The sequence below is a fragment of the Gracilinema caldarium DSM 7334 genome (assembly GCF_000219725.1).
In the GTDB taxonomy this organism is placed as follows: domain Bacteria; phylum Spirochaetota; class Spirochaetia; order Treponematales; family Breznakiellaceae; genus Gracilinema; species Gracilinema caldarium.
Genome location: NC_015732.1, coordinates 1,870,237 through 1,890,305, shown reverse-complemented (window position 1 = coordinate 1,890,305; position 20,069 = coordinate 1,870,237). Strand labels below are relative to the sequence as shown.

Genomic DNA, 20,069 nt, shown 5'->3' with positions numbered 1-20,069 from the left:
GGTGTTTTTAGAATTTTTATATCCCTTAGTAAAATACTTTACCCCTCTGAATGTTTTCCGGTATCTTACTTTCAGGGCAGCCTATGGTGCGTTAACAGCTTTGTTTATATCGTTCCTCTTTGGGCCTCGCATTATTGAAGCCTTGAGAACCTTAAAGGTTGGGCAGGCTATTCGGGATGATGGTCCCCAATCGCACTTAAAGAAAGGTGGGACCCCAACTATGGGTGGGGTACTCATTATTCTTTCGGTTATTGTTGCAGTGCTGCTTTGGCAGGATCTGCACAATTTTTATGTATGGCTTACCCTTACTGGCTTTGTTGGTTTTGGTGCCGTAGGCTTTATCGATGATTATCTTAAGGTGACCCAGAAAAACTCCAAGGGATTACCTGCTTGGGCTAAATTAGTGGGGCAGTTTGGAGTAGCCTTTGCTATTGTATTAACCCTCTATTATACAGAGGATGAACATATTACCCAGTTGTATCTTCCCTTTTTTAAAAACCCTATAGTTAATCTGGGGTGGGTGTGGATTCCCTTTGCCGTACTGCTTCTGGTTTGGGAATCAAATGCGGTAAACCTGACTGATGGTCTTGATGGTCTGGCTATTGGTCTTGTAATACTCGTATTTATTGCCCTCTCAGTATTAACCTATTTAAGCGGCCGTGCAGACTATGCGGCTTATTTGGGAATTCCCTATATCCAGGGGGCTGGTGAATTAACCATTTTCTGCCTTGCCCTTGTGGGAGCCAGTGTGGGGTTCCTTTGGTTTAATGCACATCCTGCCGAAGTTTTTATGGGTGATGTGGGAAGTCTCTCCTTAGGTGGCGTTATGGCTGTCCTATCGCTTATTATAAAAAAGGAAATTCTTCTTCTCATCGTAGGTGGAGTGTTTCTTCTTGAGGCTGTTTCTGTAGTTTTACAGGTTGTTTCGTATAAACTTCGTAAAAAGCGTATTTTTAAGATGGCACCCTTGCATCATCATTTTGAATTGTCTGGATGGGCAGAAACAAAAGTTGTCATCCGGTTTTGGATCTTGGGAGGGCTCTTTGCTCTCATCGCCATTTCAACATTAAAAATACAATGAACAATAATAATCTGGGAATGGAATGGGCTGGAACTAAAAAACAGTCCGATCCATGGTTGGTGAGTATTATCTTCCTCATTCTTGGCATAGGGCTTGTAACACTCTATTCTGCAAGCTATGCCTATGCACAGAGGTTGTTTAATGATAGCAGCTACTTTATTCGTCGCCAGCTTTTGTTTGTGATTCCTGGTTTTGTGTTGTTTATGATTACATCCAGAATAAATTTAGAAGTTATTCGAAGATATATTATGCCATTAGTACTAGGCACCCTGTTTCTCTGTATATTACCCCTTATTCCAGGTATAGGAATTACAAAAAATGGGGCGAATCGCTGGATTAATCTAGGTTATTTCTCTTTTCAGCCTTCGGAACTTGCAAAAATAATTATGCCACTATATTTAGCCCATATGTTTGATAAAAAAAGGGATAGGCTGTATGAACTTAAGGGGACAACCATTCCACTTACCATCATGGTGTTATTGTTCTTTGTAGTTATCTACTTACAGAATAATTTTTCAACCGCTTCGTTTTTATTTATCAATGCTATGGTGCTTTTTTTCCTGGCAGGGGTCCGTTTCCGTTATTTTATTGGCCTTGCAGTCATGTCGGCGCCGTTCTTGGCTCTTATGATTTTATCGAAAGAACATCGTTTAAGCCGGCTCATCAATTTTATGCAGCCCGAATGGGATCCCTTAGGGGCAGGATATCAAGTTCGTGCCTCTGTGCTTACTATTATGTCTGGAGGGTTTTGGGGTAAGGGAATTGGGCAAGGTCAGCGTAAAATAGCGAGTGTCCCGGAAATTCAATCGGATTTTATTTTTTCTTCCTTTGCCGAAGAGGTTGGTTTTGTTGGAGTTTCCCTATTCTTCATAATTATTATCTTTTTTATGATTCGCAGTTTCCGGATTGCATCACAGGGTAATACTATTTTTGTACGATTGCTCTTATTTGGGATTACCACCATGCTGGTGTCTCAAATGATACTAAATGTGGCAGTTGTAGCAGGTGTAGTCCCCGCTACAGGAGTTCCATTACCATTCTTTTCTGCTGGTGGTTCTTCTTTGGCTATGATGCTGGCCGCAACGGGTTTTTTAGTAAATGGTTCTCGCAGAATTGAGCAAATGGAGGATGTCCATGTCTGATGGTTTTTTGTTTCTGGATGACTATGTGACCCTAGAATCTGAAACTCGTTCCCAATCCCAAAAAGAGGTAGTTTTAAAACGGGTTACCTTGATTTTTGCATTGCTTCTGGGTATGGAATTGATCTATCAATTCTGTATAGTACCATGTTTACCCCTGAATGAGGTTCGTATTACCACAATTCAGGGATATTCACGGGATGCCTTATTACGTATTGCCGGTATTGATGAATCGATGAGTTATATCACGTTGAATTCAGATAAGGTTTCTCAGTCCCTGTCTTCAATTCCTTTGGTGGAATCAGTTGCCATTACCAAGCATTTTCCCAATTCGGTAGATATAGTTCTTAAAGAGCGGACAGCAGTTGCAATTTCTCTCGCAAAGGTCTCAGACAAGCTGGTTCCCATTTATATTGATAGAGAGGGTGTAGTCTTTAAGATTGGTGGGGCTCATCATGGGGCATTACCCCTTATATCAGGCCTGGTGTTCGACCAGGTTGTGCCGGGCATGAAATTGCCGGTACATCTTAAAAACTTTTTTGCTTCGTTGGAAATGGTAGAAAAAACCAATCCTGCCCTACTGCAGACTATTTCTGAAGTTCGTTTGCAGCAAAAAGCCTATGGCGGTTATGAACTGATTGTCTATCCATCAAACTATATGGGAAGGGTGAGGCTTGGTTCAGAGTTGAATGAAGACGTGCTTCGGTATATGATGCTGGTTCTGGATGTCCTTGCATCCAGGGGCATTCAAACGGATGAAATTGATTTCCGGACCGGTACCATTTCGTATCGGACCAAGGAGGCATCCTCTGGCTAGCGAAGGTTTGGTAGTCGGACTCGATATTGGGACGACCAAGGTATGCGCCATAATCGGCGAACGAAATGAATATGGTACTCTCGAGATAACCGGTATCGGAACCAGTCCGTCCACAGGACTGCGTAAGGGTGTGGTCGTCAACATAGAAGCCACCCTGCGGTCGGTAGCCGCGGCCATTGAATCGGCAGAAATGATGAGCGGTAGGGAGGTCCATGCCTGTTATACCGGTATTGGGGGCAGCCACATAGAAGGTATCAATTCCCGCGGGGTTGTCGCAGTGACCGGCAAAAACAGGGAAACCCGTGAAATTGCTCAGGCTGATATTGACCGGGTGATTGAGGCTGCACGGGCAGTAGTTATTCCCATGGACCGACAGGTGCTCCATGTCATTCCTCAGACCTATATTGTGGATGACCAGAAGGGAATACGAAATCCCCTGGATATGATTGGGGTCCGTCTGGAAGCGGAAGTCCATATCATTACCGGTTCCGTAACCTCAGCACAGAACCTGGTGAAATGTGTAAACCGGGCTGGCTTTCGGGTCCAGGATTTAATACTCCAATCTCTCGCCGCAGGCAGGGCTGTTTTAACCCCGGAAGAAAAAGAATTGGGGGTTGTGCTCATCGATCTTGGCGGGGGAACTACGGATATTCTGGTGTACTCTGAAGGAGCCCCATACTATACGGCTACCATCCCCGTTGGTGGTTCCCAGGTTACCAGTGATATTTCGATCTTAAAAAATATATCCTTTGAATCAGCTGAAAAAATAAAGATTCAGGCTGGTTGTTGTTGGGAAGCGCTTCTCGATAGTGAAGAGGATGTTCTTGTTCCAGGGGTTGGTGGCAGACCACCGGTATCTATCCCAAGGATACAGATATTGCGGATAATCCAACCAAGGATTGAAGAAATATTCCATTTGGCGAAAGAAAAAATCGATAAACTCAATCTTATACGACCCTTAGCAGGAGGGATTGTTCTTACTGGTGGCGGATCCCAGTTAGTTGGTGTTGCTGAACTTGCTGCTCATATTTTTAATGTACCGGTTCGTGTTGGGGTGCCTCTTTCTGTTGGTGGTCTTGTAGAAGAATATCGGAATCCTACCTATGCAACGGCTGTTGGTTTAGTGCTGGAAGGAGCAGACCGAGAAGTCATGTCTCATTCAGAACGAGGAGAAACGCGGAACCGAGATCGTTCTCAGGGATCCTTAGTTTCTAAGCTAGCAGAATGGCTTAAAAAGGAGTTTTTCTAAACTATAGAATATCCGGGAAGGACCGGAGAAAATACAAGCGGTTTGGGGGGGAATATGAATATTGAGGTGCTGGAAGAACGAACAAGCGGCCCGAATCCTACGATTATAAAAGTGATCGGTGCTGGTGGGGGTGGATCTAACGCGGTGAACCGAATGATTGAGTGCGGGCTTAAAAATGTTCAGTTTATTGCAGCTAATACGGACTTACAGGTTCTAGAACTTTCCAATGCTCCGGTTAAATTACCGATTGGTTCCAAATTAACCAGTGGTCTTGGAGCTGGAGGAAAACCAGAAATTGGAGAAAAAGCCGCATTGGAAGATCGTGATATGATCGCTAATGCCCTTAAAGGTGCTGATATGGTTTTTATCACTGCCGGGATGGGTGGTGGAACCGGTACTGGTGCAGCTCCCGTTATTGCATCAATTGCAAAGGACTTAGGAGCCCTCACAGTAGGTGTTGTTACCAAACCTTTTGAATTCGAGGGAAAATATAAAATGCGTCTTGCTGAAGAGGGGATTGCCAAAATGCGTGAAGCCGTAGATACCCTTATTGTAATTCCTAATCAGCATCTTCTTAAAATTGTTGATAAAAAGACGTCGATAAAAACAGCTTTTCTTATAGCCGACGATGTATTACGCCAGGGGGTTCAAGGAATTTCTGATCTTATAACCATTCCAGGAACAATAAATATTGATTTTGCAGATGTTCGGACCACAATGGAAGGTCAAGGTGATGCCTTAATGGGAATTGGTGTTGGAACCGGTGAAAATAAAGCGGTAGATGCTGCTACTAATGCAATTAATAATCCCCTTCTTGAAGATTCTCGGATAGAAGGATCTCAGCGGATTTTAGTTAATGTAACTGGTGGTCCTGATCTTTCCCTAGAAGAATATAAAGAAATTATACACATTATAACTGCTAATGCGGATGAAAATGCCATTATTATTTCTGGGATGGCTGAAGAACCATCTTTTCAAGATAAGGTTCAGGTAACAGTCATTGCAACAGGGTTTAATACTTCAACTAGAGAGACTGTTCATCCTACAACTGTTTCTGAAAAAAAACATAATATTGATAGTGATTTTATTCGTTTTGATGAATGGCAAACAATGACAGCAAAGAAAAGTACCGAATTTTTAAGTCATAGAAATATCGGTGATGATGATTTAGAAATTCCGACAGTTATTAGGGGGCGGAAATTTACTCAGGAACTATTAGGGCCTGATAAGACTACAGTGGATAAATAAAAAGGACCTCCTGATTCATGGAACTGGAACATATCCTATCTGCCTATCATTCACGGTTACTCGCAATTGAACACAGGGCCCCCCTTACGGCTGAAACCTATGAGGCAGAGATTAGTCGTCTTCTTGAATGGGCGATTCAAGAAGAACAAAATATTCTCACATTGGATGTACAAATCCTACAGCGTTATCTTGAATTTCGCCGTGATGTTCAGGCTTTGGATTCTCGATCAGTAGCTAAGGCCATTTCAGCTTTACGTTCATTTTTCCGTTTTCTCCTTGATCAAGGTCTAAGACAGGATAATCCTGCTTTATTACTCGAATCTCCCCGGAAGCCTCAACGGATTCCCAAGGTTCTTTCACGAGAGACCATCGAGACCCTGCTCTCAAGTATTTCTCTGGATACACCACAGGGCATACGCGATAGAGCTTTGTTTGAGCTCGTATATTCCTGTGGACTTAGGATTTCTGAAGCCGTACACCTTGACGTACAGGATGTCTATTTTTCTGAATCTCTTATCAGAGTAGTGGGGAAGGGAAATAAGGAGCGGCTTATTCCTTTTGGGCCTGAGGCGGATTCCTGGCTGAAGCGTTATATGACTGAAGCTCGTCCGGCTTTAGCCCGCCACATTAAAAGCCGAGCCCTTTTTCTAAGCCGTAGAGGTAAGCGGTTATCACGGAAAGGTATCTGGAAAAACTATGCCCAATTCGCGTCAGTTCTTGGCATCAGTTCTAAAGTGCACGTGTTACGACATAGTTTTGCTACAGAATTGCTGGCTGGGGGGGCGGATTTGCGTTCTGTACAGGAACTTTTAGGGCATGCAGATTTAACAACTACCCAGATTTATACTCATGTGGATAACACGGTGCTTCGGGAACAGCATCGTCGTTTTGTTCCGAGGCTTCGGGGGTATACAGAATGAAAAAGTCATGGATTGTGGTTCTTATATTAGTTGTTATTGTTACTGTTGCTGTTGGGGGCTATATAATCAGAAGAAATGCAAGCTGGGGTGCCCTTGCAGTGCGTATTGCTGAGATGGGAAACGGAGGCGCACCACCTGAAACTATAGAGGGATTAAAAAAAGCAATAACTGTCTATGGGGACCGAATCGAGATGTATGCCCGGGATGTTGCTCAAATTGGCATCTACTGGAAGATCCTCTCTGTCCGGCTCATGGACAGAAAACTATATGGTGAGGCTCTTGAAACACTTAAAGAAGCGATTCGTCTCCAACCTGAGGATGCAACGTTGCATTATCTGTTTGGACTTTCGTCATCAATCTTAGCGAAATCTACCTATGGTAAAGAAAAGGAAAGCTATTTTTCCCAAGCAGAAGCCGCTCATTTACGGGCTATTGAATTAGATACCAACTATGCTCGTCCTCGGTACGCTATTGGGGTTCTTTATGTCTTTGAATTAAATCGTCCTGAAGCTGCCATTCCCCATTTAAAACGGTATCTAGAACTACAGACCCGGGATGTGGATGCCATGTTCATTCTAGCTCGAGCCTATTACATGACCGGTGACTTAAAAGAGGCTTTGTCCCTTTATGACCGCATTATAGCTATCACTAGGGATACCTCGAAAAAGTCCGAAGCAGAGAACAACAAAAAAATAATTTTGGAACAATTATATGAATGATAGTCTCCTTCTAGCCCAGGGCATAGCAAATCTGAGTTTCCTCCAAAAAAAGGAACAGTTAGATCTGTTTAATCGTCTTGGGACTATTGGAGGATTTATTTCTTTATCTATTCATCAGATAGAGGACTTTATTGGAAGGCCGGTTCAAATAACCCGGTGGAATCCAGAACAGGAATTGGAACAGGCGAAGAACCAGCTTGAAATGGCCCGTAGACGATCTATTTTTGCAGTTTCCTATGGCTGTCCTGGCTATCCGCCTCTGCTCCGGGAATTGACCGATCCTCCGTTGCTTTTGTATTACCGTGGGGTGCTTCCTGATCCCGAGCAGTTTATGGTTGCCGTTGTCGGTACCAGAAATCCCACCGGTGCAGGCCGGACCCAGGCCTATCGTTTCGGCTATGAACTGGGAAATGCGGGCATTCCTGTTGTCTCTGGGTTAGCCCGGGGGATTGATAGTATGGCGCATCGAGGTAATGTGGAGGGAGGGGGTAAGACCGTGGCTGTTTTAGGTAATGGCCTCGATTCGGTGTATCCTGTTTCTAATCGGCCTTTAGCACTCAGAATATTAGAAACAGGCGGATGCTTATTGAGCGAATATGCTCCCGGCATTCCTCCCTATAAGTGGCATTTTCCGGCTCGAAACCGCATCATTGCTGCATTGGGAAGAGCAACTATTGTGGTAGAAGCACCTGAACATTCAGGTTCGCTTATCACTGCCCAGTATGCTCTGGATCAGGGCAGGGATGTTTTGGTTGGCTCCGTGTGTCGTACTAGTCCCCGTGGTGGGGGTGGCAGGAACCTAACTGAACAAGGGGCCCCTTATATTGATACGGTACAGCGGCTTTTTTCAGCGTGGTCTCAAATGATGAATGTATCTGCAGTTGAGGAGTGAATAATGGCAGCAGGAACAAAGAAAAAGCAAGATAAAAAGAAGACCCTGGTTATTGTTGAATCTCCAGCGAAGGCTAAAACCATAGAAAAGTATTTGGGAACAGAATACATGGTCAAGGCTTCCATGGGCCACCTGATTGACCTTCCAAAATCCCGGCTGGCCATTGATGTGGATCATGACTTTGAGCCCGAATATATCACCGTTCGGGGCAGGGCCAAACTGCTCAAAGAACTCCAGGGGGATGCAAAGAAGGCAGAAATGGTCCTCCTCGCCAGTGATAATGACCGGGAAGGAGAGGCAATTGCCTATCATCTGCAGAATGCAATTCAAGAAAAAGCTGAATCTACTCCCATAAAGCGTATTGTTTTTAATGAAATTACTCCCCTTGCAATTAAGGAAGCGGTAAACAAGCCTGCGGATATTAACGAAGCCCTCGTCAATGCTCAAAAAGCCCGGCGGGTTTTAGACCGCCTGGTAGGCTACAATCTTTCGCCCCTCCTCTGGAAAAAGGTGAAAAATGGACTTTCTGCAGGCCGGGTCCAGTCGGTAGCCCTGCGTCTCATTTGTGACCGGGAACGGGAAGTAGAATCCTTTATTCCCGAAGAATACTGGACCCTCGATGCGGATTTTAAAAAGGGAAAGTCAGCATTTACTGCTCAATTGGTATCCTGGAAGGGTGAAAAACCGGTGCTTCCCAATGAAAAGGCTGTACAGGAACTTATCGAACAACTTAAACAGACAAAGGCTGAAGTGGTAGACCGGAAAGAGAGTGAAAAAACAATCCGGCCAAAACCACCATTTACCACTTCAAAATTGCAGCAGGCAGCGGCCAATCGGCTGGGCTTTACCAGCAAGAAAACCATGCAGATTGCCCAGCAGTTATACGAAGGGGTAAATATTGGCTCAAGCCGGGTTGGTTTAATCACCTATATGCGTACCGACTCGGTTCGTATTTCCCAGGCGGCATTAACCGATGTTCGTAACTGGATTGCTGAGCATTATCCCAAGGATCTCCCCCAGGAGGCAATTTCCTATTCGGTTGAAAAAAAAGCCCAGGATGCCCATGAAGCCATCCGGCCAACCTATGTGACCTATACCCCCGATGCGGTGAAAGAATATTTAACCAGGGACCAGCTGAAGCTCTATACCATCATTTGGGAACGTTTTGTTTCCAGTCAGATGAATCCTGCCCGTTCAAAAACCATTAGTCTGGATATAGCCTGCGGTGATGGAATTTTCAGGATTTCCGGTTCCAAATTGATAGAAAAGGGATTCTACCGGGTCATTAAAGTTCTGACCAGTAAGGAAGAAAAGGATACCTCCTTGCCGGAGGTAAGTATCGGCGAACAGCTGGAAATTGTTAAATTTTACCCGGAGCAGCATTTTACCCAGGGCCCCAGCCGCTACACCGATGCAACGATAGTAAAAACCCTGGAAGAAAAGGGCATTGGCCGTCCATCAACCTATGCTCCGATTATTTCGGTTCTCCTGGAACGGTATTATGTGAGCCGTTCCAATAAACAGCTGGTGCCTACGATGCTGGGCCGGATGATCAGCGACATGCTGGTAGAATATTTTCCCAATGTGGTCGATGTGGGCTTTACCGCCACCATGGAAAGCAAGCTGGATCAGGTCGAAGAAAACAAGGTCAGCTGGCCCCAGATGATCCGGGAATTTTATGATCCCTTTAGTAAGCGGGTTCAGGAGGTTCAGCAGACCCTGGAATCCTATAAGGGGTCTCTGGATGAAAAGACCGAATTTACCTGTGAGCTCTGCGGCAAACCTATGGTTAAAAAACTGGGCCGTTTCGGTTATTTTCTGGCCTGTTCAGGTTTCCCGGAGTGTAAAAATACCAAGTCCATTCCCCTTGCCAAATGTCCCCGGCCGGGCTGTACCGGAGATATTGTTGCCCGGAAAAACAAGGGTCGCGGCAAGGAATTTTATGGTTGTACCCGATATCCGGAATGCGACTTTATTACCCACTACAAACCCCTATCTATAAATTGTCCTAAATGTGGATGGTTCCTGGTAGAAAAATATGACAAACAAAATGGAACCCACAAGGCGTGCATCAATCCGGACTGTGATTACCTGCACAGTGCAGAGGATGAAGCAGGGAGCGAACATGACGGAGAAGATTGAATCATACCTGGATTACCTTCGCACCGTCCGGGGTGTTTCACCGCGGACGCTGGATGCATACAGCCGAGATCTCCAGCGTTTTGCCCAATACTGTGCTAATCACCATATTCCTCCAGATGGAGCCAGTCCCTACGAAGTGCAGAGCTTTATTGCCGACCTTTCTGCCGAAGGAGCTGCGGCGGTTTCCATTAACCGGGCCCTCTCTTCAGTTCGGGGCTTTTTCCGGTACCTGTACCGTTTTAAGTTTCGTTCTGATGATCCTACGGCGGATTTAAAAAACTTAAAATCGCCAAAACAATTGCCTACCTTTCTTTGGGAAGGGGAGATGGCCCACTTTGCGGAACTTCCTGATAGGGCGGGAATTCTCTGGCCCGAGCGGGACAAGGCCTTAATTATGGTCATGTATTCTGCGGGGCTTCGGATTTCTGAAGTGGCAAACCTGAAGGTTCAGGATTTAGAAGGGGATTTTTCCAGTGCCTGGGTGTTGGGAAAGGGTGACAAGGAACGGCAGGTTTTCTTTTCCGATGAAGGACGGGAAGCCTTGGCCCTGTATCTTACCAGCCGGGCAAGCCGGATCCACCAGGATAAGGCAACGGATAATCTCTTTATTAACAGGAATGGGGGCCCCCTCTCGGTGCCCGGCATCAGATGGATTATCAGTAAATATGCGGAACGTTCAGGGTTGGATAAGCCTATTCACCCCCATTCCTTGCGGCACAGTTTCGCCACCCACCTGGTCAATGCGGGTTGTGATGTGCGGATGGTTCAGGAACTGTTGGGCCATGCAAGTCTATCCACTACCCAGCGGTATACCCATGTGGATATGGAAGGCCTGAAACGGATATACAAAAAAGCCCATCCCCACGGGATGCGGAAAGGATCGATACGATGAAAATTAGAAGCACCACAGTAATTGCGGTTCGCCGGGACGGCAAGGTAGCCATGGCTGGAGACGGTCAGGTAACCGCAGGAAATACGGTCATGAAAAACAACGCCCGCAAGGTGCGCCGCATGTATGACGGTAAGGTCCTCTGCGGCTTTGCGGGAGCAACCGCCGACGCTTTTACTCTTTTTGAGCGGTTCGAAGTAAAACTAAAGGAATATAGTGGCGACCTTCAGCGGGCGGCGGTGGAGCTCGCCAAGGATTGGCGGATGGACCGGGCATTACGGCGCCTGGAGGCCATGCTCATTGTAGCCGACAAAACCAAGACCCTGCTGATTTCCGGCACCGGGGATGTAATTGAACCCTCTGAGCCGGCCCTGGCCATTGGGTCCGGCGGTCCCTATGCCTATGCGGCCGCCCTGGCCTATCTGGATGGGAGTACCATGAGTGCCCGGGAGATTGCAGAGAAGAGTCTTAAGATTGCCGGTTCCATTTGTATCTATACCAACGATCAGATCACCATAGAGGAATTGAACTAACCATGAATGATATGAGCTTTGATAAACTAACCCCCCGCGAAATTGTAGCGGAGCTGGACAAATACATTATTGGTCAAAAAAAGGCCAAACGGGCCGTAGCGGTGGCCCTGCGTAATAGAATTCGACGTCTGAAACTGCCCCCCGAAGTCCGGGAAGATATTGCACCAAAAAATATATTGATGATCGGGCCGACCGGTGTGGGAAAAACCGAAATTGCACGCCGCCTCGCAAAACTTGCAGGGGCTCCTTTTATTAAGGTGGAAGCAACCAAGTATACCGAGGTGGGCTATGTTGGCCGGGATGTAGAGTCCATGATCCGGGACCTCATGGCCGCCGGGGTTCAGATGGTAAAACTGGAAATGCAGGAACAGGTGAAGGCAGAAGCAGAACGACGGGCAGAGGAAATTCTTTTAGATCTGCTCCTTCCTGGCTCTAATAAAACCGCCAAGGAGACCCCCAATCCCTTTGGCAACCTTTTTGGCTCCGCCTTTAAGCCTGCTTCTGCAACGGGATTTCTCGGTTCCGATACAGAGAACCCCGCCGCTTCGGCTCAAACAGGAAGTGCCGGAACTGAAAGCTCTGCCAACACCGGTACAGAAAATCAGAGCCGTGAAAAATTCCGTATCATGCTTCGGGAAGGAAAGCTCGAGGACCGGACCGTAGAGATCCTGGTTCAGCAGACACCCCAGGTTCCCGCCATGGAAATTTTAGGCGGTCCCGGTATGGAGGATCTTGAAAGCAGTATCTCCGGCATTATGGGCATCTTTGGCGGCAGTAAGAAAAAAAAGGTCGTAACAGTTAAACGGGCCCGGGAAATTCTTATTGCAGAAGAAGCAGAAAAATTGATTGACCGGGATCGGGTGACCGAAGAAGCCCGGCGTCGGGTAGAAGAGACTGGAATTGTTTTCATAGATGAAATTGATAAGATTGCCGCCAAGGGGGGCCAAACCAGTGGTCCCGATGTTTCCCGCGAAGGGGTCCAGCGGGATATTTTGCCGATTGTAGAAGGTTCTACGGTAAATACCAAGTGGGGACCTGTGGACACGAGCCACATCCTCTTTATTGGAGCCGGGGCCTTTAATGTGAGCAAACCCTCGGACCTGATCCCCGAGCTGCAGGGCCGCTTCCCCCTCCGGGTGGAGCTGGAATCCCTGGGCAAGGATGATTTCTTGCGGATTCTTACGGAACCAAAAAATGCCCTTATAAAACAGTATACGGACCTCCTGGCCGTTGAGGGTGTGACTATTGAGTTTACCCCCGGTGCTATTGAACGTCTGGCAACCCTGGCGGCGGAGGTGAATTCCCGGCTGGAAAATATCGGTGCCCGGCGGCTTCATACCATTATGGAAGCCCTTCTGGAAGAGGTTTCTTTTGAAGCCCCCGATATTGCCCCCGCCAGGGTACCGATTACCGAAGCCTATGTGGACGAAAAACTCAAGGATTTGGTGGTGGACCAGGATCTGGGCCGGTATATCTTATAAAGGGGAGGCTCTTTTTTGCCGATGTATTACAAAGAAGAGGGGGTATTGGATGGACATTTCGAATGATTTTACCAAAACCGTCGACATCCTGCATCGGGCTATGGATGCAAGCCTGGTGCGCAGGGATGTGATTGCCAACAATATCGCCAATGCGGATGTCCCCAATTTTAAGCGTTCAGTGGTGAATTTTGAAAGTGAACTGAAACGGGCCCTGGATTCAGCAAAAAATAAGCCCGTCCTGGAGCTGACGCTCACCAATCCGAAGCATATTCCCAACTGGCGTGAACGGGATTACCGGGAAGTTCAGCCCCGCCGGGTTTTAGATTATGTTACCACCGCAAAAAATAACGGCAACAATGTGGATCCGGAAGAGGAAATGATGCTTTCGGTTCAGAATCAGCTTATGTACACCCTGATGGCCCAGGCTCAAACCTTTGAGTTTGGACAGATCAATCTGGTGCTTCGGTAGGATAGAAGGATAGGTAGGAGTTTGCTATGGGATTATTCAGTTCTATTAATATTGCAGCCAGCGGCATGACCGCGGAACGGCTTCGTTCCGATGTGATTGCAGACAATATTGCCAATGCTTCGACTACTCGCACCACTGAAGGGGGGCCTTTCCGCAGGAGCCGGGTTATCCTCCGACCACGGACCGAACAACCCTACTGGCGTTCTCCCTTCCTGCCGGATATGATGGACGGCGGAGTAGGCAAGGGTGTCCGGGTTGTTACTGTAGAAAAGGATGACAGCAAGCCCCGGCTTGTCTACGACCCAACCCATCCAGATGCAATTAAGACCGGCCCCCGGGCAGGTTACGTGGAAATGCCCAATGTGAATATCGTTACCGAAATGGTAGACCTTATCGCTGCATCCCGGGCCTATGAGGCCAATGCAGCAATTGTAAACGGTTCCAAGGCCATGTTTATGAAGGCCCTGGAAATCGGGGGGAGGTAATAGATGACCATATATAAGCCTGAACTGGTGAGTGGCGATAAAATACCGATGGCGGTTACTAACCCCCGACACCTGGTTCCCGCCACGGGACAATACCAGGCCAGCGGGACCGCCCTGGCAGAACTGGGCAATAAGGTAGGGGCCGAAGCGGTACTTAAAAGCGGATCCTTCGAGGATGCCATGCTCAAGGCCCTCGATTCGGTGAATGCGGACCAGAATCTTTCAACAGAACTTATGGAAACTATGGTAACTGATCCTGATTCAGTGGATCCCCACGACGTTACCATTGCAATGGCAAAGGCTAATCTTTCCCTCAATATAACTCGCACCGTGCTAGACCGGATCGTGAAAGGATGGAAAGAGATAATCAATACAAGGTAAGAGCGTAAGGTTCTTCTGGGGAGGGGAACATGAACGAATGGCTGCAAAAGTTTATTGAACAGATCAAGACTCTGTGGGGAAAGTGGACCCTGGTCCAAAAAATAATCCTCATTGGTATTGTGGTTGCTGCTTTGGTTGCAGTAGTTGTGATGGTGCGGGTTTCCGCAACACCCACCATGGTGCCGATCATCGATGCTCCAATAAAAGATGAAAATGCCCGAGACCGGATTATTACCCGGATTAACGAAGAGGGTGTCAAAACCACCGTATCTTCCACCGGTGTCATTATGGTCAGTGACGAAAAGACCGCCCGGCGGCTCAGATCCATATTGATTCGGGAAGACCTAATCCCCAGCGGAACCGACCCTTGGGCTCTCTTTGACCGGGACCGGTGGACCATTACCGATTTTGAACGGAATGTGAATCTTCGCCGTGCAATTACCCAGATGGTAACGGAACATGTAAAAGCCCTGGATGATGTGGATGATGCCAATGTAACCATTGTTATGCCCGAACGCCAGCTTTTTCAGGCTGATCAGAATCCGGTAACTGCAAGTGTCATTATAACCCCTCGGCCTGGAAGTGACATCACTACGAACCGCAAGAAAATTGAGGGTATTCAGAAAATCTTGAAATTTGCAGTAGAAGGGCTTAAGGACGAGAATATTGTCATAACCGATCAGAATGGACTGGTTCTGAACGATTTTGCGGGTATGCAGGATCTGGATAGACTGGAGCTTTCTAAGCGGGAACAACGGCTAATTCAGTCTCTGGAAGTCCAGTATCGGGCCAGTGTTCTCAAAGCCTTACAACAAATTTATACCCCAGATCGTGTCAGGGATTTGAACATCAAAATAGAAATGGATATGTCAAAAAAGGCAATCCAGACAGAAGAATTTTTCCCCATTACGATTAAGCCCGATAATCCGGATACACCCTATGATGACTCAGAGGTCGTCAAATCCATTACCAGGTCTCAGAGTACGAGTTCTACCAAATGGGAAGGAACGGGTTTTAATCCCGAGGGTCCCGCCGGTGTGGAAGGACAGACCCCCCCAGCCTTTAAGGATATGTCGAACCTGTACGGCAGGGTGGAACAGCAGACCCTGACCCAGAATGAAGAAATAAACCGGCGTCAGATACAGGAAGAACGGAGTCCCACCATTAACCGGGTAACCGTTTCCGTGAATATCGATGGCCGCTGGAAAATTAAATATAATGACAAGGGTGAACCGGTTATCAATAAGGATAATTCGATAGAACGGGAATACATTCCTATTCCGGATGAGGAGCTGAAAAAAGCTCAGGCCTTAGTTCAAGATGCCATTGGGTTTAACAGGAGCCGGGGGGATTCGGTAACGGTTCAGAATATCCAGTTTGATCGAACTAAACAGTTTGCAGAAGAGGATGCAGCCTTCTTGCGGCAACGCCAATTCCAGGTTACCATGTTACTATTACTGGTAGGAATCACCGTTCTCTTAGTATCCTTCCTGATCTTCAGAATTGTGTCCAGGGAACTGGAACGGCGCCGACGCCTGCGGGAAGAAGAGCTGTCCCGCCAGCATCAGATGATGCGGGAAAGTGCCCTGCGGCAGGCCGAAGAGGAAGGGGTGGAAGTTTCCATGTCGGTGGAAGAGCGGAAGCGGCTTGAACTTCAGGAAAATGCCATCAATATGGCTAAGGAACATCCTGAAGATGTGGCCCAGCTGATCCGAACCTGGTTGTTGGAGGAATAGGGAATGGCAAAGACAACGACTCAGCCTGCCGCTGCACCTGCGGCTGCCGGTGGTGGCAAGAAGAGTAAGGCCAATAAGGAACTGACGGGCCGGCAAAAAGCGGCCATATTCCTCGTTACCATAGGTTCTGAAATTTCCGCGGAAATATTTAAGCATCTGCGGGAAGATGAAATAGAAACCCTTACCTTTGAAATAGCTCGCCTCGAAACTATAGAACCGGAACAGAAGGATGCCATCCTGATGGAGTTCCAGGAACTCATGATGGCCAGCGAGTTTATCACTACCGGTGGTATTGATTATGCCCGGGAACTCTTGGAAAAGTCTTTGGGAAGTCAGAAGGCTATCGATATTATCAACCGGCTCACGAGCAGTCTGCAGGTCCGGCCCTTCGATTTTATCCGGCGCACCGATCCAGCCCACCTGTTGAACTTTATCCAGCAGGAACATCCACAGACCATAGCACTGATTCTTGCATACCTTGAACCGAACAAGGCATCCATAATTTTACAGAGTCTGCCCCATGAGGTACAGAGTGATGTCGCCCGTCGTATTGCTACGATGGACCGAACGAGCCCTGAAGTACTGCGGGAAGTTGAACGGGTGCTTGAAAAGAAGCTTTCTACCCTGTCGAGCGAAGATTATACCGCTGCGGGCGGTGTTGAGAGTATTGTAGAAATTCTTAACCTGGTAGACCGGTCCAGTGAAAAGCAGATAATCGAAGCCCTGGAGGATGAAGATCCCGAATTGGCTGAAGAAATTAAGAAGCGCATGTTCGTCTTTGAAGATATTGTTATGCTGGATGACCGGGCTATTCAGAAGGTACTCCGTGAAGTGGATTCTCAGGAATTGGCGAAGGCCCTTAAGTCGGTCGATACGGAAGTTCAGGATAAGATATTCAGGAATATGTCGAAACGGGCAGCGGGGATGCTCAAGGAAGATATGGAATACATGGGGCCCATCCGGCTTAAGGATGTGGAAGAAGCCCAGCAGAAGATTGTATCAATTATCAGGCACCTGGAAGATACCGGTGAAATTGTTGTGGCCCGGTCCGGCGAAGACGAATTGGTGGTGTAATCTATGGCAAAGGCGGTATTTAGACCTGGAGAGGTCCTGGTAAGTGATAAGCCGGTAGTTCTCGATGTGCCCCTCGGCATGAACAGTTCTCTTCAGCAAAAAAAAGAAGAAGAAATACAGGAACTGGAGGACTATGAAGCTTACCAGGGACCCACCGCCGATGACCTCAGAAGAGAAGCCGAAGCCTTTAAGGCCCAGTGGGAACAGGAACGGGAAGCGATGATCAACGCTGCCAAGGCAGAGGCAGAGTCGATCATCAAAGAAGCGGAAAATGCCGCTTTTCAGGAAGTAAAACGGAAAACTGACCAGGCCCAGCAGATCCGCCGGCAGGCAGAAGATGAGGCTGAGCGTATTATTGCTGAAGCAAAACGTAAAGCCCAGGAAATTGAACAGGCTGCTCAACAGGCCTTTGAAAAGGAACGAAAAGAGGCAGAATCTGCGGGCTTTGCTGCGGGCCGGGAAGCGGGCTATGCAGAAGGCCGGGCTGAAGTTCAGCGGCTGGTTGAGCGGGCTCATCAAATTCTTGAGCGGGCCCAGGAAAAACGGGCAGAAATCCTTGCAGAGACGGAACAGCAGATTGTGGACCTGGTGCTGCTTATCACCAGAAAAGTTATTAAGGTTATTTCTGAAAACCAGCGGAATGTGGTGGTTTCCAATGTGGTTCAGGCCCTGCGGAAGGTGAAGGGGCGAGGGGACATCATTATCCGGGTTAATGTGGACGACCTTAAACTGACCACAGAACACATTAAGGACTTTATTCAGCTTATCGAAGGGGTTAAGAATATCCAGGTTGTAGAGGATTCCTCGGTGGATCGGGGTGGCTGTATTATTGAAACCGACTTTGGTGAGATCGATGCCCGAATATCGAGTCAGCTCGCTGAACTGGAACAAAAGATTCTGGAAATTTCACCTATTCGTGCTAAAGCTCGTACGGCTCCCCTCGATGAACGGTAGGAGAGTACCGAATGGCAGTACTCGATTCCATTCTTACCAAATATATCAACGCTACAGAGCAAATTGATCCAATAAAATGTGTTGGTCATATTACTAAAGTGCAAGGTCTTTTGATCGAAAGCCGAGGTCCCCAGGCTATTATTGGCGAGGTGTGTCGTATTTATGCTCCTAAAGGCCGTGGTGTTATCCGGGCAGAGGTGGTCGGTCTTCGGGGTGAAACGGTGCAGCTTATGGCCTATGATGAAACCACTGGAATCGAAGTGGGAAACCGTGTTGTTTCGACTGGGGAACTTCTTTCTATCCCGGTCAGTACTAAGCTCCTTGGCCGGGTTCTGGATGCACTCGGGAAACCGACCGATGGGAAGGGCGATATCGAAGCCCCCCAGTATTATCCAGCCCAGGCTGACCCTCCAAACCCTTTACAGCGGAAACGTATTACTGAACGAATTGTAACGGGAGTGAGGGCTATTGATGGTTTACTTCCCATCGGGAAGGGCCAGCGTATGGGAATCTTTGCCGGTTCCGGGGTAGGTAAATCAACCTTATTAGGTATGATTGCCCGGAACACCAGCGCCGATGTGAATGTGGTTGCCCTAATTGGTGAACGGGGCCGGGAAGTAAATGATTTTATTGCCAATGACCTGGGGCCGGAAGGCCTGGCTCGATCGGTGATTGTGGTTTCACCATCCAGTGCTCCGCCCCTGTCCCGTCTTCGGGGAGCCTATGTTGCCACCGCAGTGGCTGAATATTTTCGGGACCAAGGCTTAGATGTAATGCTCCTTTTTGATTCTGTGACCCGCTTTGCAAGGGCTCAACGCGAAATTGGGCTCGCTATTGGTGAACCTCCAGCAACCCGGGGATATCCTCCCAGTGTATTCGACTCTATGCCCAAACTGCTCGAACGCTGTGGTACCAGTGACAAAGGTACCATTACAGGTTTTTATACGATCCTCGTAGATGGTGATGATATGGATGAACCTATCGCTGATACGGTCCGCGGTATCCTGGATGGACATATGGTGCTGTCGAGAAGACTTGCTGAACGGTACCATTATCCTGCCATAGATATACTTTCCAGTGTATCCCGTCTTGCGCCGGTGGTTGCTGGCCCTGTAACAAAAAAGGCTGGCGGTTATATCAGGCGGCTCATGGCTGTGTATGCAGAAGCAGAGGATCTTATCGATGTGGGGGCCTATAAACCGGGAAGTAACCCTGCTATTGATGAAGCAATTGCTAAAAAATCAGCGATTGACAATTTCCTTATTCAAGCAGTTGAAGAAAAAAATAGTATTCAGGAAACTTTACAGACTCTGGGAAACCTGGCAAATATGCAAATACCTGATGATGAACTGGGTCAATATGTATGAAACGGTTCCGCTTTCATCTGGATAAACTCCTAGAACTGAGGCTTTATTACGAAGGGGAAGCAGAATTAGCCCTTGCAAAAGCTATGGGGGAATTACAAAGTATTCAAAATCGATTAGAACAACTTGCAGAGGAGCGGGCCGAAGCTGCCGCTGAACGCTTCCGCCCTGGCCGCACGGTAGCCCAAATTCAAGCTACAGATCTTTATATTCTCAGGCTCGATAAAACAAAGGAAAGCCTTCTTGAGGCTGCGGCCAGGGCGGAGCTTGTGGTTGCCGAAAAGCGGCAAGCCTATCTCGACGCATCCCGAGATCGCAAGGTTCTCGATAAATTAAAGGAAAAACGACAAAAAGAATATAAATATGAATTGTCCTTAGAAGAAATAAAAATTGTCGACGATATTTCCAGCGGCAGCAGAGCCCGCAAAAACACGGTAGACGGAGACTAAACAAACGTAACGGGGCGAGGCTGCCGCCTGGCAGCAGAGCCCGCAAA

The 20,069-nt window shown here is 47.5% G+C and carries 20 protein-coding genes; all 20 read left to right on the top strand.

The annotated features are described in order from the left end of the window. Window position 1 precedes the first annotated feature (1 nt). The 20 genes from mraY to fliJ are packed head-to-tail and all read left to right on the top strand — an operon-like array spanning window position 2 to window position 20,022. Entirely contained in the window at window positions 2–1,081 is a 1,080-nt protein-coding gene (gene mraY / locus SPICA_RS08575) for a phospho-N-acetylmuramoyl-pentapeptide-transferase (RefSeq protein ID WP_013969137.1), read from the top strand. Continuing rightward, window positions 1,078–2,223, top strand: coding sequence for a putative lipid II flippase FtsW (gene ftsW / locus SPICA_RS08570; RefSeq protein WP_013969136.1), 1,146 nt, complete (start codon window positions 1,078–1,080; stop codon window positions 2,221–2,223). Before mraY ends, ftsW begins: the two co-directional genes overlap by 4 nt. Further along, window positions 2,216–3,037, top strand: a complete 822-nt coding sequence (locus SPICA_RS08565; protein ID WP_013969135.1) for a cell division protein FtsQ/DivIB — start codon at window positions 2,216–2,218, stop codon at window positions 3,035–3,037. Before ftsW ends, SPICA_RS08565 begins: the two co-directional genes overlap by 8 nt. Further along, complete coding sequence (gene ftsA / locus SPICA_RS08560; RefSeq protein WP_013969134.1) at window positions 3,030–4,286, top strand: cell division protein FtsA; 1,257 nt, start codon at window positions 3,030–3,032, stop codon at window positions 4,284–4,286. Before SPICA_RS08565 ends, ftsA begins: the two co-directional genes overlap by 8 nt. Before the next feature lie 54 nt (window positions 4,287–4,340). Then, window positions 4,341–5,534 carry a cell division protein FtsZ gene (gene ftsZ, locus SPICA_RS08555; protein ID WP_013969133.1) on the top strand — a complete coding sequence of 398 codons (1,194 nt, stop codon included), beginning with the start codon at window positions 4,341–4,343 and terminating at the stop codon, window positions 5,532–5,534. A gap of 17 nt (window positions 5,535–5,551) precedes the next feature. After that, a complete protein-coding gene (locus SPICA_RS08550) occupies window positions 5,552–6,454 on the top strand; it encodes a tyrosine recombinase (RefSeq protein ID WP_013969132.1) in 903 nt (300 codons plus the stop codon). Then, window positions 6,451–7,173 carry a tetratricopeptide repeat protein gene (locus SPICA_RS08545; RefSeq protein ID WP_013969131.1) on the top strand — a complete coding sequence of 241 codons (723 nt, stop codon included), beginning with the start codon at window positions 6,451–6,453 and terminating at the stop codon, window positions 7,171–7,173. Before SPICA_RS08550 ends, SPICA_RS08545 begins: the two co-directional genes overlap by 4 nt. After that, complete coding sequence (gene dprA, locus SPICA_RS08540; protein WP_013969130.1) at window positions 7,166–8,065, top strand: DNA-processing protein DprA; 900 nt, start codon at window positions 7,166–7,168, stop codon at window positions 8,063–8,065. Before SPICA_RS08545 ends, dprA begins: the two co-directional genes overlap by 8 nt. A 3-nt stretch (window positions 8,066–8,068) precedes the next feature. Beyond that, a complete protein-coding gene (topA, locus tag SPICA_RS08535; protein ID WP_013969129.1) occupies window positions 8,069–10,207 on the top strand; it encodes a type I DNA topoisomerase in 2,139 nt (712 codons plus the stop codon). Beyond that, complete coding sequence (locus SPICA_RS08530) at window positions 10,191–11,099, top strand: tyrosine recombinase (RefSeq protein WP_013969128.1); 909 nt, start codon at window positions 10,191–10,193, stop codon at window positions 11,097–11,099. The genes topA and SPICA_RS08530 overlap by 17 nt, the downstream gene beginning before the upstream one ends. Continuing rightward, entirely contained in the window at window positions 11,096–11,629 is a 534-nt protein-coding gene (gene hslV / locus SPICA_RS08525) for an ATP-dependent protease subunit HslV (RefSeq protein ID WP_013969127.1), read from the top strand. Before SPICA_RS08530 ends, hslV begins: the two co-directional genes overlap by 4 nt. Window positions 11,630–11,631: 2 nt before the next feature. Beyond that, the gene (hslU, locus tag SPICA_RS08520) at window positions 11,632–13,110 is read left to right on the top strand and encodes an ATP-dependent protease ATPase subunit HslU (protein ID WP_013969126.1); all 1,479 of its coding nucleotides are present in this window, start codon (window positions 11,632–11,634) and stop codon (window positions 13,108–13,110) included. Window positions 13,111–13,159: 49 nt separating this feature from the next. Beyond that, window positions 13,160–13,579, top strand: a complete 420-nt coding sequence (gene flgB, locus SPICA_RS08515) for a flagellar basal body rod protein FlgB (RefSeq protein WP_013969125.1) — start codon at window positions 13,160–13,162, stop codon at window positions 13,577–13,579. A 26-nt stretch (window positions 13,580–13,605) separates the two neighbouring features. Beyond that, window positions 13,606–14,064, top strand: a complete 459-nt coding sequence (gene flgC, locus SPICA_RS08510) for a flagellar basal body rod protein FlgC (protein WP_013969124.1) — start codon at window positions 13,606–13,608, stop codon at window positions 14,062–14,064. Between the two features lie 3 nt (window positions 14,065–14,067). After that, the gene (fliE, locus tag SPICA_RS08505; protein ID WP_013969123.1) at window positions 14,068–14,445 is read left to right on the top strand and encodes a flagellar hook-basal body complex protein FliE; all 378 of its coding nucleotides are present in this window, start codon (window positions 14,068–14,070) and stop codon (window positions 14,443–14,445) included. A 29-nt stretch (window positions 14,446–14,474) separates the two neighbouring features. Then, the gene (gene fliF, locus SPICA_RS08500) at window positions 14,475–16,181 is read left to right on the top strand and encodes a flagellar basal-body MS-ring/collar protein FliF (protein ID WP_013969122.1); all 1,707 of its coding nucleotides are present in this window, start codon (window positions 14,475–14,477) and stop codon (window positions 16,179–16,181) included. Window positions 16,182–16,184: 3 nt separating this feature from the next. Next, a complete protein-coding gene (gene fliG, locus SPICA_RS08495; protein WP_013969121.1) occupies window positions 16,185–17,255 on the top strand; it encodes a flagellar motor switch protein FliG in 1,071 nt (356 codons plus the stop codon). A 3-nt stretch (window positions 17,256–17,258) separates the two neighbouring features. Continuing rightward, window positions 17,259–18,209 carry a flagellar assembly protein FliH gene (fliH, locus tag SPICA_RS08490; RefSeq protein ID WP_013969120.1) on the top strand — a complete coding sequence of 317 codons (951 nt, stop codon included), beginning with the start codon at window positions 17,259–17,261 and terminating at the stop codon, window positions 18,207–18,209. An 11-nt stretch (window positions 18,210–18,220) separates the two neighbouring features. Then, on the top strand, window positions 18,221–19,576 hold the full coding sequence (locus SPICA_RS08485; RefSeq protein WP_013969119.1) for a FliI/YscN family ATPase: 1,356 nt from the start codon (window positions 18,221–18,223) through the stop codon (window positions 19,574–19,576). Further along, complete coding sequence (fliJ, locus tag SPICA_RS08480; protein ID WP_013969118.1) at window positions 19,573–20,022, top strand: flagellar export protein FliJ; 450 nt, start codon at window positions 19,573–19,575, stop codon at window positions 20,020–20,022. Before SPICA_RS08485 ends, fliJ begins: the two co-directional genes overlap by 4 nt. Window positions 20,023–20,069 lie beyond the last annotated feature (47 nt).

Coding starts and splice junctions, on each gene's coding strand:
- flgB (WP_013969125.1), top strand. CDS start 13,160: ATGGACATTTCGAATGATTTTACCAAAACCGTCGACATCCTGCATCGG.
- hslV (WP_013969127.1), top strand. CDS start 11,096: ATGAAAATTAGAAGCACCACAGTAATTGCGGTTCGCCGGGACGGCAAG.
- fliF (WP_013969122.1), top strand. CDS start 14,475: ATGAACGAATGGCTGCAAAAGTTTATTGAACAGATCAAGACTCTGTGG.
- SPICA_RS08545 (WP_013969131.1), top strand. CDS start 6,451: ATGAAAAAGTCATGGATTGTGGTTCTTATATTAGTTGTTATTGTTACT.
- SPICA_RS08565 (WP_013969135.1), top strand. CDS start 2,216: ATGTCTGATGGTTTTTTGTTTCTGGATGACTATGTGACCCTAGAATCT.
- dprA (WP_013969130.1), top strand. CDS start 7,166: ATGAATGATAGTCTCCTTCTAGCCCAGGGCATAGCAAATCTGAGTTTC.
- flgC (WP_013969124.1), top strand. CDS start 13,606: ATGGGATTATTCAGTTCTATTAATATTGCAGCCAGCGGCATGACCGCG.
- SPICA_RS08485 (WP_013969119.1), top strand. CDS start 18,221: ATGGCAGTACTCGATTCCATTCTTACCAAATATATCAACGCTACAGAG.
- fliH (WP_013969120.1), top strand. CDS start 17,259: ATGGCAAAGGCGGTATTTAGACCTGGAGAGGTCCTGGTAAGTGATAAG.
- SPICA_RS08550 (WP_013969132.1), top strand. CDS start 5,552: ATGGAACTGGAACATATCCTATCTGCCTATCATTCACGGTTACTCGCA.
- fliJ (WP_013969118.1), top strand. CDS start 19,573: ATGAAACGGTTCCGCTTTCATCTGGATAAACTCCTAGAACTGAGGCTT.
- topA (WP_013969129.1), top strand. CDS start 8,069: ATGGCAGCAGGAACAAAGAAAAAGCAAGATAAAAAGAAGACCCTGGTT.
- SPICA_RS08530 (WP_013969128.1), top strand. CDS start 10,191: ATGACGGAGAAGATTGAATCATACCTGGATTACCTTCGCACCGTCCGG.
- fliG (WP_013969121.1), top strand. CDS start 16,185: ATGGCAAAGACAACGACTCAGCCTGCCGCTGCACCTGCGGCTGCCGGT.
- ftsZ (WP_013969133.1), top strand. CDS start 4,341: ATGAATATTGAGGTGCTGGAAGAACGAACAAGCGGCCCGAATCCTACG.
- hslU (WP_013969126.1), top strand. CDS start 11,632: ATGAATGATATGAGCTTTGATAAACTAACCCCCCGCGAAATTGTAGCG.
- fliE (WP_013969123.1), top strand. CDS start 14,068: ATGACCATATATAAGCCTGAACTGGTGAGTGGCGATAAAATACCGATG.
- ftsW (WP_013969136.1), top strand. CDS start 1,078: ATGAACAATAATAATCTGGGAATGGAATGGGCTGGAACTAAAAAACAG.